The sequence below is a fragment of the Labrenzia sp. R5_0 genome (genome assembly GCF_017743835.1).
Classification (GTDB): Bacteria; Pseudomonadota; Alphaproteobacteria; order Rhizobiales; family Stappiaceae; genus Roseibium; species Roseibium algicola.
Window position 1 is genome coordinate 30,878 of sequence record NZ_JAGHRK010000008.1, and the last position, 15,758, is coordinate 46,635.

The 15,758-nt window shown below is 56.9% G+C and carries 17 protein-coding genes; 8 read left to right on the forward strand and 9 right to left on the reverse strand.

Translation table 11 applies throughout. The features are described 5' to 3' along the window. Nucleotides 1–293: 293 nt before the first annotated feature. Nucleotides 294–626 (reverse strand): phasin family protein, encoded by a 333-nt coding sequence (locus J7447_RS27915; RefSeq protein WP_031268356.1) that lies wholly within the window; start codon nt 624–626, stop codon nt 294–296. Between the two features lie 605 nt (nt 627–1,231). Between J7447_RS27915 and J7447_RS27920 the strand changes: the two genes are divergently transcribed. Continuing rightward, complete coding sequence (locus J7447_RS27920) at nt 1,232–2,917, forward strand: SPOR domain-containing protein (protein ID WP_209171554.1); 1,686 nt, start codon at nt 1,232–1,234, stop codon at nt 2,915–2,917. A gap of 17 nt (nt 2,918–2,934) precedes the next feature. On the opposite strand, the gene J7447_RS27925 is transcribed toward J7447_RS27920, so the two are convergent. The 3 genes from J7447_RS27925 to J7447_RS27935 form a co-directional block, all read right to left on the reverse strand. Next, nucleotides 2,935–3,642 (reverse strand): DnaJ domain-containing protein, encoded by a 708-nt coding sequence (locus tag J7447_RS27925; RefSeq protein WP_055654612.1) that lies wholly within the window; start codon nt 3,640–3,642, stop codon nt 2,935–2,937. Nucleotides 3,643–3,789: 147 nt separating this feature from the next. Next, a complete protein-coding gene (locus J7447_RS27930; protein ID WP_152506422.1) occupies nt 3,790–4,530 on the reverse strand; it encodes a VWA domain-containing protein in 741 nt (246 codons plus the stop codon). 103 nt (nt 4,531–4,633) lie between these two features. Then, complete coding sequence (locus J7447_RS27935) at nt 4,634–5,275, reverse strand: DUF2306 domain-containing protein (protein ID WP_209171555.1); 642 nt, start codon at nt 5,273–5,275, stop codon at nt 4,634–4,636. A gap of 80 nt (nt 5,276–5,355) precedes the next feature. Between J7447_RS27935 and J7447_RS27940 the strand changes: the two genes are divergently transcribed. Next, the gene (locus tag J7447_RS27940; protein WP_209171556.1) at nt 5,356–5,958 is read left to right on the forward strand and encodes a TetR/AcrR family transcriptional regulator; all 603 of its coding nucleotides are present in this window, start codon (nt 5,356–5,358) and stop codon (nt 5,956–5,958) included. A gap of 10 nt (nt 5,959–5,968) precedes the next feature. Here the strand turns inward: J7447_RS27940 and J7447_RS27945 are convergent, their stop codons facing one another. After that, nucleotides 5,969–6,403, reverse strand: coding sequence for a DUF1489 family protein (locus tag J7447_RS27945; RefSeq protein ID WP_055654619.1), 435 nt, complete (start codon nt 6,401–6,403; stop codon nt 5,969–5,971). A gap of 121 nt (nt 6,404–6,524) precedes the next feature. Here J7447_RS27945 and J7447_RS27950 point away from each other — a divergent pair, with 121 nt between their 5' ends. The 3 genes from J7447_RS27950 to J7447_RS27960 all read left to right on the forward strand — a co-directional run bounded on the left by J7447_RS27950 (nt 6,525) and on the right by J7447_RS27960 (nt 9,340). Then, nucleotides 6,525–7,409 carry an SDR family oxidoreductase gene (locus J7447_RS27950; protein WP_209009648.1) on the forward strand — a complete coding sequence of 295 codons (885 nt, stop codon included), beginning with the start codon at nt 6,525–6,527 and terminating at the stop codon, nt 7,407–7,409. A gap of 113 nt (nt 7,410–7,522) precedes the next feature. Then, on the forward strand, nt 7,523–8,065 hold the full coding sequence (locus J7447_RS27955) for a hypothetical protein (protein WP_152506418.1): 543 nt from the start codon (nt 7,523–7,525) through the stop codon (nt 8,063–8,065). Nucleotides 8,066–8,584: 519 nt separating this feature from the next. Next, the gene (locus J7447_RS27960) at nt 8,585–9,340 is read left to right on the forward strand and encodes a DUF599 family protein (protein WP_209171557.1); all 756 of its coding nucleotides are present in this window, start codon (nt 8,585–8,587) and stop codon (nt 9,338–9,340) included. Here J7447_RS27960 and J7447_RS27965 read toward each other — a convergent pair. Together J7447_RS27965 and J7447_RS27970 are read right to left on the reverse strand one after the other, a co-directional pair. Beyond that, entirely contained in the window at nt 9,226–10,473 is a 1,248-nt protein-coding gene (locus J7447_RS27965) for an adenylate/guanylate cyclase domain-containing protein (protein WP_209171558.1), read from the reverse strand. The genes J7447_RS27960 and J7447_RS27965 overlap by 115 nt on opposite strands. A 112-nt stretch (nt 10,474–10,585) precedes the next feature. Next, nucleotides 10,586–11,383, reverse strand: a complete 798-nt coding sequence (locus J7447_RS27970) for a YdcF family protein (RefSeq protein WP_209171559.1) — start codon at nt 11,381–11,383, stop codon at nt 10,586–10,588. Between the two features lie 310 nt (nt 11,384–11,693). On the opposite strand from J7447_RS27970, the gene J7447_RS27975 reads away from it, so the two are divergent. The 3 genes from J7447_RS27975 (at nt 11,694) to J7447_RS27985 (ending at nt 14,007) form a co-directional block, all read left to right on the forward strand. Further along, on the forward strand, nt 11,694–12,239 hold the full coding sequence (locus J7447_RS27975) for a methanogen output domain 1-containing protein (protein ID WP_062488603.1): 546 nt from the start codon (nt 11,694–11,696) through the stop codon (nt 12,237–12,239). Between the two features lie 2 nt (nt 12,240–12,241). Beyond that, entirely contained in the window at nt 12,242–13,237 is a 996-nt protein-coding gene (locus J7447_RS27980) for a sensor domain-containing diguanylate cyclase (RefSeq protein ID WP_209171560.1), read from the forward strand. Nucleotides 13,238–13,602: 365 nt separating this feature from the next. Further along, complete coding sequence (locus J7447_RS27985; RefSeq protein WP_062491596.1) at nt 13,603–14,007, forward strand: Clp protease ClpP; 405 nt, start codon at nt 13,603–13,605, stop codon at nt 14,005–14,007. 67 nt (nt 14,008–14,074) lie between these two features. On the opposite strand, the gene J7447_RS27990 is transcribed toward J7447_RS27985, so the two are convergent. Together J7447_RS27990 and J7447_RS27995 are read right to left on the reverse strand one after the other, a co-directional pair. Then, entirely contained in the window at nt 14,075–14,689 is a 615-nt protein-coding gene (locus J7447_RS27990) for an ATP-dependent Clp protease proteolytic subunit (protein WP_022998310.1), read from the reverse strand. Nucleotides 14,690–14,872: 183 nt separating this feature from the next. Further along, entirely contained in the window at nt 14,873–15,730 is an 858-nt protein-coding gene (locus tag J7447_RS27995; protein WP_209171561.1) for an adenylate/guanylate cyclase domain-containing protein, read from the reverse strand. Between the last annotated feature and the right edge of the window lie 28 nt (nt 15,731–15,758).

A 15,758-nucleotide genomic window follows, 5' to 3' on the forward strand; every position in this document is an offset into this window, starting at 1 on the left:
GCGAATACGCATTCTCAGTGGTAATCCTGCCGCGCAAGCCGCGCTCGCGCAATGGTCGATTTCATCAACATAAAGGTCAACAGCGCATTTGTAGTCCCTGCGCTGCCGGTCAAGAGGAATGTAGGTTGCCCGTTAATGATTAAAAGGTGGCAAGAGAACGCATTTCGAAATCCGGCTGCAAATGGCAGGATGAACCGCGGCAAGCCTGTAAATCTGTGCATATACGAAAAAACCCGGCTCGTCGGAGCCGGGTTTGAAACTTCAAGCCGTCCTGCGACGGCTAAAAGGAAAACTTATTTCGCAAGCTTGCCCATCACACCTTCGTAAGGCTTGTAGGCATCCTTGGACATGTCGGTGACCATTTCACCGATCTTCGTCATCTCGCCAACAAAACCTTCGTAAGCGGTTTTGACATAGTCGGCCTGCGCTTCAAATGCCTTGTCGAGGGACTTGGAGGAAACGAGCTTCTCAACAGCTGCGGATCCTTCCTCGAAGGACTTTTTCTGGTAGTCGGCCATTTCAGCGGCGATGGCCTGGAAACCCTTGCTGACGGAGCCGAAAGACGCCATGGCCATATCCATGTTGTCTTTGCTCATCTTCTGCATTTCATCAAAGTTGTTCATCATTTTTCTGCCCTTTTCCGGCGAACCGGTTTCCAATCCCAAGCATCGGCCTTATGGGGCGGCCCGGCGCGCGTATCGCGTTACCTAACGGGATTTTGTCGTAATGCACTGCACAATAAGTGTCAAGGCGATTTTGCATTGCAAAAACAACCATTACGCGAAATTGACAATCCTTCCATGGCGTAAGCTGTCAGACTTCCCTCTGAAAACAGATACCCCTGATCGAGACCGGCACCAGCAACCGGAAGCAGGAAACAACAGAGCCTCAGCAAGATTTCAGTCAGATTCTTGAATTTGACCAACTTCGGAACAACAGACACCGAAATAAACAAACTCTTAACCAATAAAACAAATGAAAATAAGATTAGATCTAAACAATTCTTATCAAGTACGCAAAACACAACCTTAACCAACAATTAACTCTAACAAAAAACTATTTTTTTAAGTGCTTTTTCGATCATTCATTTACTCATTCGTAACCGTGATTCCATCAAATGACATGGAGAACGACGGGGCCGCGGCTTTGAATCGCAGGGGGTTAAGATCCGAACCGTGCCGCTCCAGATACGAACCACGTGACCCAGAATGGGATAGTAATTGTGTTTGGGATGCGTATTTTTCGCAAAGGACGGGCTCTCGCCCGCACCGCTAAGATCTTGACCCTCGGCCTGGTGCTCCTGGGGGTCCCGGCAACGGCGATGGCCAACCCGAAATATGCGGGGATCGTCGTTGATGCAAAAACCGGCAAGACACTTTACTCCTCCTCGGCTGACGCCTACCGGTATCCGGCATCGCTCACCAAGATCATGACGCTTTATCTGGTGTTCGAGGAACTGGAAGCCGGGCGACTGTCGCTGGACTCCAACCTGAGCGTTTCCAGCTACGCTTCCGCACGTCCGCCCTCCAAGCTGGGCCTCAAGCCCGGCGGCACGATCAAGGTCAAGGACGCCATCCTCGCACTTGTTACCAAGTCCGCGAACGACGTCGCATCCGTGATCGCTGAAAACCTGGGTGGCTCTGAAAAGAAATTCGCCGAGCGCATGACCCGTACGGCGCGCCAGATCGGCATGTCGAAGACCACTTTCCGCAACCCGCACGGCCTGCCCGACAGCGGTCAGCGTACGACAGCTCGCGACATGGCGACGCTTGGCCGCGCGATTCAGGAACGTTTCCCGCAGTACTACGGCTACTTCAAAACCCGTGCCTACAAGTACAACGGACGCACCTATGGCAACCACAACAAGCTGCTGGGCCGCGTAAAGGGTGTAGACGGCATCAAGACCGGTTACATCCGGGCATCCGGCTTCAACCTGGTGACTTCTGTGAACCGGGACGGGCGGCAGATTGTGGCCGTCGTGATGGGTGGCAAAACCGGCGCGTCACGCAACGCGCAGATGACAAAGCTCATCAACTCCTATCTGCCCAAGGCAAGCCGCGGCCCGAAAACCGCCCCGCTGATCGTTCAGAACACGTCTGAACCGACTTTCGTGGCAATTGCGCTGAAGAACCCGCCTCTTCCGAACAGCAAGCCGGGAAGCGAACCTGTGCCTGCAACGGGTGAGCCGATGGTGCTGGCATTCACCGCACCGTCCAACCCTGGCGCCATTCCGACACCGGCTCCGGCCCCCCTTCCCGTGACTGCGTCCAATGCGCCAGTCATGGCTTCGGCCCAGGCCCCTGCTCCGGTTCCAGGCTTTGGCAACGACGTTCCGCTACCGCCGAAACTGGTCAAGCAACGCTTTGACAGCACGTTTGCAGTCGCAACAGCTTTGCCGCCGATCCCGCCTTCAAGCCCGGATGAGCCGCTTAACACCAATTCGATTTCCCGGACTGCCCTGATCGAAGCTGCAAGAGCAGAAGTCGTGAAGTCGGACAACAGCCAGCGCGCTGTCGGCTCCGCGCAGTCGGTCAAGACGGTCTCCGTTCAGACGATTGCGGTCAACACGACGCCGGTTGAAACGGTTGCAGCGCCTGAAACCGCAGTTGCCGACAACAGCAGCGACGACGACAGCGTTACGGTTGCAACCAGCGACACCCGCGATGTCGAGCCGGGCTGGCAGGTCCAGATCGCCGCAACAGAATCCGAAGGCCAGGCCATCACGATGTTGAAGAACGCCAAGGCCAAGACCGGATCCGCCCTTCGTGGCCGGGTCCCTTACACCGAACCCGTCGACACCAACGGACAGACCCTCTACCGGGCCCGCTTCGTCGGCTTCGACACCAAAACAGCTGCGTGGAATGCCTGCAAAAGCTTGAAAAAGGCAAAATACGCTTGCTTCGCCATCTACCAGTAACCGCGTAACGGATGCCGTCAATGTCTTCTGAGAAGCGTGTCTTTAGCCTCGTTGATTTTCGCCGCGAGGAAACCGGAGCCTCCCTGGTCGGGATGGACCCGCATCATAAGCCTGCGGTGCGCGGCTCTAATTTCCGCGTCCCCGGCATCGGGCGTAAGCCCCAGGATCTGGTAGGCCTCCTCATCTGTCATGGGGCCAGAGCTCGCCGCGCTTCCCTGCCGCTCTGCTCCATTCGCCTGGAAGTGTTCACGCCAACCGGCAAGCCTGCGGTCGAGATAAGCTTCGACTAGCTTCTGGCTCTGACCGTCCTGGGCCGTTTCCTGCCAAAAGGCTTCCAGGTCCGTTTCGGTCAACTGATCCAGCTCGCGCCCCTGATAGGTGCCTGCCAGCACGATCCCGGTCATGTGACCGGAATCGTGATCGAGTTCCATCTCCACCATAGCGGTCCGCACGCGGGAACGCTGTCCGGAGGTTTTCTGAGGTTTGTAGCCTGACGAGAGCCAGTTCAGCCCGGACATCCCCAGCACCGACAAGCCAAGCCCGAACAACGGAATGGCAAACACGAACCGGCCCGTCAGCGCAAAGACCAGCGCCAACACCATCAGAAACGCTCCTCCGAAGAGGCGCAGTCCTCTGGCCAGATTTGCGGGATTGGCGTTCACGAACTTGTTGCCGAGCGTCAACAGGGCGGTCAGCAGTATCAAGCCGATAATCAAATAAATCATGTGGCGGTTGGTTCCCCGTTCGCCGGCCCGGGACCATCACATCGGGATGCCCCGGCCCTACACCAGTCACGTGTCGAAAGTTGCCGAGTATGTAAACCTCCGGCACCGGCTACAGCAAGGAAGCGCAAGCCCGGCGCTTTCCGGGCTCTAGCGGGCCGATGGTAGCTGCTGCAGCAGAAGCGTTGCGCCCTTGCCGCCTTGCTTTTCCAGCTGCTGGAGTGCCGTCCGGCCTCCGCTGGCGAAAACGGCAACCGCTTTCAATAGATCGGCCAGTTGCTGGGCAGACCCGGAATCAAACCGGCAAAAGGCGCCGTTGGTCAGTCTGGCCATCTCGCGAAACGCGCGCTCAGCGACGCCGTCACGCCCCTCCTGAAACAGGAACATCGGCACACCAAGCATGCCCAGCTGGCCAGCCTTGTCACACAGGGCATCCACGTCCTCCTCCATGCAATCGCCGACATAGACCAGCGCCGCGATTTTCTCCGTATTGGCAGCGGACAAGGCAGCCGAGAGTACCTTTCGGATCTGGGTACGCCCACCCTGACAGGAAATCCGGCTCATGGCCTGGGCAAGCTCAGTGCCGCTGGAAAACCAGCGGGACGCCCGGCATTCACCGAAACCGCGAAAATAGACAAGCTTGATGCTGAGGCCTGAAATCTTGCCGGCTTCCTGAAACATCTCCGCCTGGATCTGACAGGCCTGGTCCCAGGTCGGTTGACGGCTCATGGTAGCGTCCAGGGCAAACACCAACCGCCCGCCGCTGCCCGGTTGCGGTGCAATTTCCTTGGCCTTCTGAAGAAAGGCAGCAACATCGGATTCGGCTGAAGGCACGCGGGCGTCCTGCTTGACCATAGGGTCTACCGTGCCTTTGCCGGTCTTGACGTTCACGGCCGCCTCCTTCTGCCAGTTGGTGACACTCAACTTGGGTCGGGGCAGCCGTTTTGGCAAGTCTCAAGCCGTCGGATGCGACATGGCGCAGCCGATCATCTTCTCATGCTGCCGCTGAAATCAGGCGTGTCTTTCCCGGCCGAGCCATCTGGAGGTATACCTCCATGACGAAGACGTTAGGCACCCAGCACAGCCAGGCGATAAGTGGATAGGCGACTTCAAAATCGACCCCCGCCGCCATACTGCTCCCCAGATAGACCCGCAATGTTACGGCAGCAAATGTAAGAGCTGCCGAACGCAGCATCCAGGCTCGGTGACGCGGGAATTGACGCCTCAAGGCAAAGGCGAACGCGATGCCGGTCGTCGCCAACCATAAGACTGCGAGAATCGCAAAGCCTGTTGCAGCGAAGGTCCCTGCAGTCGTGTGAAAGGCAAGCTGAAGTCCCGCAATCCCCGAGATCAGGATCGACACGACGTACCCTCGCCCCAGCCAGCGATGCAGTTTCGGCCTGCTGGCTCGCAGCCTTGTCATGAATTGAAACGGCATCAACGCAAGTGCGATCGGTGCAACACCGATATGGGCGTAGAGCATCAGCGCATTTCCGTCGAGGTTATGCGCCACGAATTCCATTGAAGCGGATACCCCCAGCGCCAAAAACCTCAATGAGGCCACGGCGACCAGAGCGGCGCTCACGGCTGCCGTCCAAAAAGCAACGTTTGCTGCAAACCTAGAAACCATCGACATACCGTCCCTCCAACATAACTTGACAGTGTCAAGATAGAGCTAAACTTGACACTGTCAAGCGAATGACCGATGAAGACCACATGACAGTTCCTCCTCCTCGTCGCAAAAGAGACGGCAGTCTTCGAAAAGCCCTGGTTGATGCAGGTGTGGCGCTTTTGCGAGAACGTGGTCCGGACAAACTCTCGTTGCGTGAATGCGCTGCCAAGGCAGGTGTGTCACACGCTGCGCCCGGTTATCACTTCAAGAACATCACAGGTTTGTCGACGGCGATTGCAGGGCGCGGCTTCGCCCTGTTTTGCCGGGCGATGGAACAACGTCTCGATGCGTCTCCTCCTGCGGCAACAGAAAGACTGAGCGCGATCTGTCAGGGGTACCTGGATTTCGCCACCGGCCACCCGGAGCTGTTCCTGTTCATTTTTTCGGGACAGAAGTTCAATGAGGATGACGAGGAATTCGCGGTCCACGCCTCAAGGGCCTACGCCATCCTGCGCGAAACATGCGCACCGCTGATCCCTGAAGGGACCGATCCGGAAGAAATCGAGATACTCGTGTGGTCGCTGGTGCATGGCTATGCCCATCTTGCCATGACACGAAAGAAGGAGAACCCGGGCCTCGGGCGCGGCTGGCCGGAACTCGGCACACTGGTCACGCATCTTCAGAAGGCCCTGCCGGATCCAGGCTGATATCAGCGGATCAAAGCAGGCAGAGTTCCGTAAGATCCCGCCGCATGTCCTCCGGCATGGCGTGTGCCGCGCCACCAGCCTTCAGATCCGCCGGCGCGTCCTGCGCCTTCAGATATCGCCAGCCCTGAAATGGCCGCTTGGGCTGGTACTGCGTCAGGATCAGTCTCGGCTCCATCACCAGGTCGCAGCGTTTGACGCCCGCCTGATCCGTAAACGGCCTAATGTCGATCAGGTGCTGACGCACCTGGATCTTGCCCTTGATCACCCAATAGAGAGACCCACCGTCCAGAAGCTCGTCCTTGCGGGTTGGCACCATACGCGTCGTATGGATCGTTTCCGCCGGAAGTCCCGATTTGCGGGCGTTCTCCATACGAAAATCGATCCAGGCCTGAAGAGACTCGACGCTGTCGGCGCCGACGCACAGTTTTACCAGATGCAAGGTCATGCTTCTGACGTATCAGGCTTCCCGCCAAGGTCAAGATTGTGGCGAGAAACGGCGGTGGATTGTCCAATTTCACAGGCAGCTTCAGCTTGCGCCGATGGCAAGAACGGGGTTCTCTTTGCCCATGGAAGTATTTGTAACGGGTGGAACCGGCGAGATCGGTTCTGCCGTGGTAAAGCGGCTGGTTCAAGATGGTGCCAGGGTAATCGGTCTGGCCCGCTCTGACGCGTCCTCGGCAAAGCTGCGTGCGTTCGGTGCAAGTGCCTACCCGGGCGATTTGCGAGCACCGGAAAGCTGGGTATCACGGGCGGCCTCATGCGATGCCGTCATCCATCTTGGTGCAACTTTTTCCGAAGACATGGGCCGTGTTGACCGCCAGAGCATGCTTGCGTTGAAGCAGGCCTCAAGGCACCGCAAGCAGCCGCTCAAGATTATTTACACCGGAGGCATCTGGCTCTTTCCCGCAACCGCAGGCGACAGCCTGTTGACCGAGAAAACCCAGTTCGCGCCCCTACCCGCGTTTCGCTTCATGACCGAGACGATCAGGACCCTGTCACACGGAACGGATCTCAATCTGACGGTCATTCATCCGGCCCTCGCCTGCGGCCAGACGACCGGGCCGATTGCCGAGATGACGGCCGCGCTGAAGGAAGGCAGGCCGTTTGAAACCCGCGCGACGTCGCAAACCAAATGGGCGCTTGTTGAAATCAACGACCTTGCCGCGCTTTATGCTCTTGCCCTAAAGAACGCACGGTTCCGGATGTCCCTGATCGCGAGCTGCATTCCCGGCATCTCGGTCGGTCATCTGGCATCTCACATTTCAGCCCGCCACGGACTGCCGCTGGAAATCATGACAGTTCCGGCCCCTGAAGCAACCGAACCGCTTACCGACTGGGCCGCCGGTTTTGCCTTGTCGCAGTCCGTCGACGTCAGCCATGCCCAAAGGGCAACTGGCTGGCAACCGGAACATTCGACAATAGAGGACCTCGTGGTGTCCTTGTCAAAATAGACGATAACCTTGAGTTTTGAGCAGCTTAGCGCACCGAGTCCGGTATTGGACAAAGACTTTCTAAAGTTTTGAAGGTGTATGATCCGGACAAAAGCTCAATACAGGGTCCGGGCGTGTTACGTACACTCACATCGTTGCTGGTCTTTCTCGTTTCCGTTTTGCCACTTCAGGCGGAAAGCATCCCCGTTGGCATATTCAAGGTGGTGAACACAGAAGGGTTTGTTCAAAGCAACGGGGAACGCATCGCGCTGGCAACCGACATGAACGAAGGCACGGCCCTGATCGAAAGGGATGCCACCAACCGTCTTGATGTCGAGATCAACGGCGCCAAACTCAGCCTGTTTCCGCTGGAACAAGGCCTGGCCGCGCTGACGTGGGACGCCAACGGAACGTCCCTGCTTCATGACATCGACATTCAGGCATTGTTCGGGAAAGACAATCCGGAAGATGTTCCGGCCTGGGGCGCGGAACTGGACTGGCCAGGATCCGGCACCGTTCAACTTGTACTGCTGCCTCTGGGTGAAAGAGCCTATACCGCATTCCTAATCAGCCATCCCGGCAACAGGACAGTGGTGCGGCAAATGGAATTCAGGCAGTCCTACGGGCCATCGGACAGACCCGAGATTTCGTTCTCAACCAGTTCTGCCGGAAACTGACACGCCCGAAGTTCGAACGACGCCTTCTCAGCTCGGAGAATACCGAGCTCGCATAAAATGTCCGCTAAAACGACAAAAGGCGCAGCCTCACGCTGCGCCTTTGTTTTCCTTGCGTCCCGCTGGCTTATTTGGCGGCGGCGACGGCTTGTTGTGCACTTTCAACATCGTTGAACAGAAGTACCATCGTCAATGCGAGGCCCACTGCAGCGACAGTCCAGAGAGTGACGCTCCAACAAGATTTCTGCACGTTTTCGTCCATAAAAACCCTACATATTGTTGTGCGGCGCCGGGTCCCACCGACCTCAAATATGGCGCCATTGAGGCGAGGAGGTAAACGATCCATTACTATTTCGCAAGCGCAAAAAAAGAGCAGCAGATCCCGCATTTTTGCATTCCTCGTTTCGCATCAGGAAATTCAGCCACTTAGTCCTCTCGGTGCTGCCTGTTAGGGACCAGGAAAAAGTCTGGTAAGACAGACCATGACCGGATTCGGCCACCGGAGAATCAAAAGGGATCAGGATGCACGCGCTCTCGAATATGGACCTGGCAGCAGCCGCCTGGTTTCTGTTTGCCTGGCTCGGTTTCAATTTGCTGATCGATGTCAGTCCGCTGCGTAAAAAGACATTGTCCAGCGCCATGGAAACCTACAGACGCGGCTGGATGCGTGCCATGAGCCTGCGGGAAGTCCGCATCATGGACACGTCTATCATGTCCGGTCTGCAACAAGGCACCGCCTTCTTCGCGTCAACGTCCCTACTGGCAATCGGCGGCGGCTTTGCGCTGCTGGATGCAACGGAACGCATCGTTCAGGTCGCTGGTGACCTGTCCATCCCGGTGGCCGACAGCCGCGCGCTCTGGGAAATCAAGGTGCTCGCCTTGATGCTGATCTTTGCCTATGGATTTTTCAAATTCGGCTGGGCGTACCGGCTCTTCAATTATGCCAGCATCGTCATGGGCGCAGTCCCGCAACAAGGTCAGGCACCTGACGAAGTGATCGCGAAAATGGCTGCGCAGGCGGGGGAGCTGGGCGTTCTCGCCGGCCGCCATTTCAATCGCGGCCAGCGAGCGCTGTTCTTTTCGATCGGCTTCCTTGGGTGGTTCGCCGGGCCTTATGTATTTGCCGCAACCACCCTCGCCGTTCTCCTGGTCCTGCTACGTCGTCAGTTCGTTTCCAAGGCCAGAGTAGCTGTACTCTTGGGGCAATATCCGAACTTGGGATCCGCGGACAAATCCGGCGAATACACCGATACGGGTTCATCAAACCCTTTCACCTGATAACGGCCGAAAAGGCCCGACCGGCACCCCATGATATCGGCCAGGGCATCCGAGACCAGAAGCTGGCGCTGCAGGTCCTTTGCAAGCTCTGCAATACGGGCCGCAAGATTGACCACTGGGCCGACGACCGTGAAGTCCAGCCGCGTTTCACTGCCGACATTGCCGTAGAAGACATCGCCCGCGTGAAGGGCTATTCCAACGCTCAGGTCAGGTGTGACCGAACAGGTTCGGGCCGTGTTGATCGCCTCGATCCGCGTCAGCGTTTCACGTGCTGCCATCAGCGCACGCACCGAGGCGTCCCTGGCTTCCTCTTCGGTTTCATACGGAAAGATCGCCATCACTTCATCGCCAATGAACTTCAGCACCTCGCCACCGTGGGCTTCGACAGCTGCTGTCATCGCTCCGAAATACTTGTTCAGAAACAATACGATCTTGTCCGCCGGAAGTGTGTTGGAAAGACGCGTGAACCCACGGATGTCGGCGAAGCTGACAACCGCCTTGATCCACTCGCCTTCTCCACGCCGTGTGGTGCCGTCCAGGACCTTCGAACCCGCCCGCGGGCCGACATAGGTGTCCAGGACGGTTTCTGCGGTGCGGCGCAGTGTTTTTAATTCACACACGAGGGCAAGCGGCTGGATCAGCGATTCAAAAACGCCGATATGCGACCCTGAAAATCCGCCTGGTGTCTTGGTGGCGAAACTCGCAACCTTCACCGAGCCGTCGGAGAACCGCATGGGCAGAGCGATATAGTCGGTATAGCCTTCCTGGCGCAGCTCTGCGGTAATCGGAAATTCGTCAGCGACAGCCGGCTTCTTGCCGATTTCCACTCGAACGGCCTTCTGCGTTTCATGCACGCGCTTGATCGGGCTTTTCTGGTACTCGTCCTGCGATTTGTTCTCCGCAGTGTGAAGACGCAATTCCGGTGCCTGGCCGTTGACCCAGATCGAGCTTTCCGCGCGCACGTTCGGATGCACCACCCAGATCCCTGTGGTGACACGATCGACCGGAACTTTTCCGGCGCGCAGACGTTTCGCCATCTCAGTGACGATTTCCAGCGTCCCTTTCAATTGGGGCGCATCGCTGTAGAGCCATTGTACGACGTCTGCCGCAACGATCGGCGCTTCGAGGACCATCAGCCCACGTCCTTTCAAATCCCTGATTGAGCCCAGTATATGGGAACACGCTCCGCACAGTAAAAGAGGTTCGATTTCAAAAGTCGCTGACTGTCGAAAGGGTTTTGCAAATTCATCGACCAGGGAAGAATTCCGTGCTCCTGCCAAGCATCCAGTAGACAGCCAGACCAACCCATTCCCGGTAGGCGATATCAAAGCGCCGCAGGCCTTTTGAAGCACCGTCGAAGCCGAGCGACTTGTCCTGCGGTCCACGCGTGCGATAGTCGACCGGATATGCCGTCACCCCGGTCCAACCGGCCTTTTCGAACACTCCCATGGCGCGCGGCATGTGATAGGCCGAAGTGACAAGAAGCCACTGCTGTCCGGGCTGTGGTTGCACAATATCCTTTGCGTAGACTGCGTTTTGCCAGGTGTTCTGGGACTTGTCTTCCAGAATGACGCGATCGGCAGAGATGCCGAAATCTCGAAACAGTCGCGCTGCCCCTTCGGCTTCTGTTGCCTGGTCCGACACGATCATGCCCTGCCCACCGGTGTGGATGATCTTCGCCTCCGGCAGCGCATTGGCCAGCCGCGCAGTGATGGTGATGCGCTCGGCGGACATTGTCAGGGCCGTGTCGCCCCGCACGCCGGTCACCACCGTGTCCACGGCACCACCCAGAACGATGATCCCGTCATAATTCTCCAAAGTGCCGGGACGCTGAAAACGGTCCTCGAGGGGCACAATCAACCAGTTGGCCGCAGGTGAGAAAGCGCAAACCACCAAACCAAGAAAACCGGCAAAAGTCAGAAACCGTCCACTGCGCCGCCACTTTGACGTAAGGCTGAGCACCAATCCCAAAGCCATCAGAACAACGAGAAAATTGGATGGCAGGATCAGAAATCCGCCGATCTTGGATAGGTAAACATACATCTGAAAAATCCGAATCGTTGCGGGCCCGATGCGTGACAAAGATACGGTGAAACCGACAATATTGAGACTTGAAGCTGAAGTGAGCACACATCCTGACAGCTTTGAGCCAAAATGGTTTTCACGGTCTTGGTCCGGATTTTCCAGTCGTTCTCCCGATCGACAATTTCGACAATATTCGAGGAACAGACGTCCGCCCACGCATTGTCACAAATCTCCAGATTGCATCATTATTGTCTCTTTATTTCAACGGTTTAATTGCTTCGAAAGAAAATTCCCCCAACGTTAGATTGCAACCCTAGGAGGATCGATCATGAGCCTGCCGATTGAAGTGGACCAGCAGCAGCCGGAAATCACCAAGGCTCAGATCCCTCTGGAGACAACCGACTTCTTCAATCAGATCATTCGAGAGCTCAGTGGAGCACTGCAGGAAATTGTCGGAGTGAACGAGGCGGAGGGGTTCATCGCACTGGTAGCCAACCGCATCGGTGAAAAGATCAATTCCGATTACAAGTCTGCCCTGCATCTTGAACAGATCCCAAGACCTTTGCTCGCAGACGTCCTGGCTGACCTGAAACGAAGGATCGGCGGCCAGTTCAGTGTCGAATATGAAGACGACAAGGTCTTGATCCTCAAGAACGCCCGCTGCCCGTTCGGAGATCGCGTCAAGGACCGCCCGTCCCTCTGCATGATGACGACAAACGTCTTCGGAAGAATTGCTGCAGATTGCCATGGCTACGCCAGGGTCCAGATCGACAGGTCAATTGCCCGCGGTGATACTGACTGCCGTGTTGTTGTCCATCTGGCTCCGACCGTAGAGAACGACGTCAACGGCAAAGAATTCTACAGGGTTCGATAGCCGTGCCCAGGTCCACTGCCATCATATCGGCCCTTGTCCAGACAATGCCCCAGCCTATTCTGCTGCTGGACGATTATGGCCGTGTGGTTCTCGCAAATAAGGCAGCCAAATCTCTTGCCGGAATTGGCGTAGGTGAACAACTTTCAGATAAGGTCAGGGATACAGCGCAGGTGGTTGACTACCTGTCGATGTGCAGGTCTTCAACCACTCCCGTTCCGGTGCGCCTGAAACTTCTGTCCGGATATGAAAGCGTTGCTTTCGGCCACAGACTGTCTGTTCCGGGCACCGGAATTGATGGTGCCGTTCTTGTCCGCTTCGACGAGAACATGAACCTTTCCAGCAAGTTTGCCGCGCTCAATGCCGACATCTCGTCGCTTAACAACAAGATCTTGCATTTCGGCCAGGAGCGGACCGAACTTGAAAACCTGGCACTCACGGATCCGCTTACCGGTATCTCCAACCGCCGCGGGTTCGACCAGGAACTGGACAAGGAATACAATCGATCTGCTCGCTATGGCCACGACTTCTGCATCTCCCTGATCGACCTGGACCATTTCAAGTCGATCAACGATGCCCATGGCCATCAGCTTGGAGATGAAATCCTCGTTCATTTTGCGCAAAGATGTCTGGAACATCTGCGCCAGACGGATGTCGTTTGCCGTGTAGGTGGAGAAGAATTCGCGCTGATCCTGCCGGAAACAAATCTGGAGCAAGCAACGATAGTCGTCAGTCGCATGCTTGATCTGTTGAACGCGACACCAATGTTCGCGCGCGGCAAGAGATACGCCTATACCGCAAGCGCGGGCCTGGCGGAAAAAAGGCCAGAAGACACCCCTGCCTCGCTTTTTGAACGGGCTGACAGAAACCTCTATTTGGCAAAGGAAACCGGCAGAGCCCGCCTCATCGCCGGGGAGGCCGTCCCCACGGCAGCGGCCATCGAGACCGGAAAGTCCGGCGAATGCCGGAAGTCAGGGCGCATCGATTCGCAGCATTTCTGAATTTGATCCGAACTTTGGCTATTGCTGACAGGCTTCGATTTGGTCAGGCTTTTCGCCGATCCGACCACCGCGGGCATTCCTTAGATGCCTCACTATTTTTAACAATGTGGACGCCGAGGCCTCCGCGGGGCCTGACTGACCGCTGTTTACGGGTCCTGTAACGCGCCTGTCACATTTTACCGACATCTTCCTGCTCAAACCGTTGAAAACGGCCGCTTTGGGGCTGTTTTCACCGCACCAATTCGCCATTAGCGGGCACTGGTGATTTTGACAAAGGGTTTATCCGTGATCGGAGTCACAGGGCTGGCACGCTTTCTGAGTCATCTTGGCGACATCGTAATGAAGGATCAATGAGGGTTAGCCAGATGACACTCTATATGAAACTAGGCGGTCGCACGGCGATCATGCGGGCAATGCCTCGCCTCAAAGCGAGACTGGAACAGGACCCGTGTTTCGACGTGACCAGCTTTCTGCCAGAATTCGAACACTCGGACGATCTGACCGAGTTCCTGATCTTCCTTGCCGGTGGAGCGCCATTTTACGACGGCAAGCCCGTCTGTGAACTGCTGGCGCCGATCTGCACCTGCAACAACATCTACGAACGCTTCGTGGATCACCTTGTCGCGGTCATCTTCGACGGCGCCCCTGCCCCCGGAGACGAAGAGCACCTGCGTGAGCTCATGTCCCGACTTCGGCCGCATGTGCTCAACCCCAAGCCGGTTGCACCGGTAATGGTCTATTCCGTCGAACCCGAACCGATCTGCCTCTGATCGGTTCGGATAGAAAAAACGCCGGCATTTGCCGGCGTTTCTACGTTTGCAGTCAGGTCAGTCGGGATCAACCCAGTTCGTCCACGCTCGTGACGATCTTGCCGACCAGACCGTAGTCGATACCCTCTTCCGGGCTCATCCAGTAGTCGCGATCGGTGTCTTTTTCGATCCGTTCGATCGGCTGGCCTGTCGCCGCCGCGAAGATCTTGTTCAGTCGATCGCGCATCTTGATGATTTCCTTGGCCTGGATCTCGATATCCGTGGCCATGCCGCCGGCACCACCGGACGGTTGATGAAGCAGGAAACGAGTGTTCGGCGTGCAGAAACGCTTGTCCTTGGGAACCGACACGTAGATCAGTGCACCGGCGCTGGCCACCCAGCCCATGCCGAGGATACGGACCTCGGGTGCGATGAACTTGATGGTGTCGTGAATCATGTCACCGGATTCGACATGACCGCCCGGAGACGAAACAATGACCGTGATCGGGTCGTTGGAAACCTGCGCCAGCGCCAGAAGCCGGGCGCACACGTCGCGGGCCATGTCCTGTGTCACCGGACCGGTGATCAGAACTGTGCGCGCTTCGAACAGATGCTTGTCGACCTGGATCGACGGCTGGCTCTTGGGCTTATCCTCGTCTTCATCGTCGAGGCGTGCAGGCACCGTGGTCGAATAGTTTTTCATGCGCAGGATTAAGCTCCCTTTGCTGTTGGGCCGGCCTGGCCGGCATTTTCGATGGGCTGACGGAATGTTTCGCCGCCCCGCGTTGGTCCATGTGTAAGCGAAGTCAGTTGCACTCGCAAATCATCAGACCCTGATTAGCGTGAAAAGAGTTATCAGATCGGCAACAGGTGACATTGCCCTCTCTCAATCACCCGGTCCCGTCGTCTCGCCGAAGCGCTTTTCCTGTCGCCCGACAAGCAGATACCAAACAAGCATGGCTGCGAAAGGCAGGGACGGCCAGACGAACCACAATGTGGACAAGCCAGATGTCAGCAGGTTGATCACGAAAAACAGGCCGATCATGAAAACGCAGCTTCGCACCCGCTTTGGCTGAGCCCTCAACCAACGGCGCGCCTGTTCAAACCCGGAGGCAACCGCCTGGGTGTCCCATTCCCATTCCGGTCTTGGAATTTCGGTCTGGCGTCGCTCTGCAGTTCCGTTCGTCTCCTGCCCGGACCGTTTTTCCTCCGGCGCATTGCGACCACCAATACGCACGCTATAGGTTTCAACGGGATCGGTAACGTTCTTGACATGTTGAGGGCCAAGCGGCTCAAAGCCCAGCGCCATCTTGGTTTTGACCTGGTCATAGACCGATTGGGAGAGCATGATTCCACCCCTCGGTGCGATTTCCTGCAAACGGGCAGCAACATTCACACCGTCGCCGTAGATATCCTCGCCCTCGACCATGATGTCGCCGAGATTGATACCGATGCGAAACTCCATCCTGTTCAGGTCCGGAAGGTCCGCATTGCGAACGGAAAGCTCGTTCTGAATGTCGACGGCGCATTGAACGGCCTCCATCACCGAGGCGAACTCGATGATGACAGCATCACCCCAGGTGTTGACGATACGTCCATTGTGACGCTCGGTCAGCGCAGACATCACCAACCGATAGGCCTTGAGCCGGTCCAGCGTTCCGTCTTCATCCCGCTCCATGAGCTTGGAATATTGCGCAACGTCTGCGCACATAACTGCCGCCAGACGCCGCTTGACCCGTTGCATGCTCTTACCCCGCTTGCTCCCGCTTAGG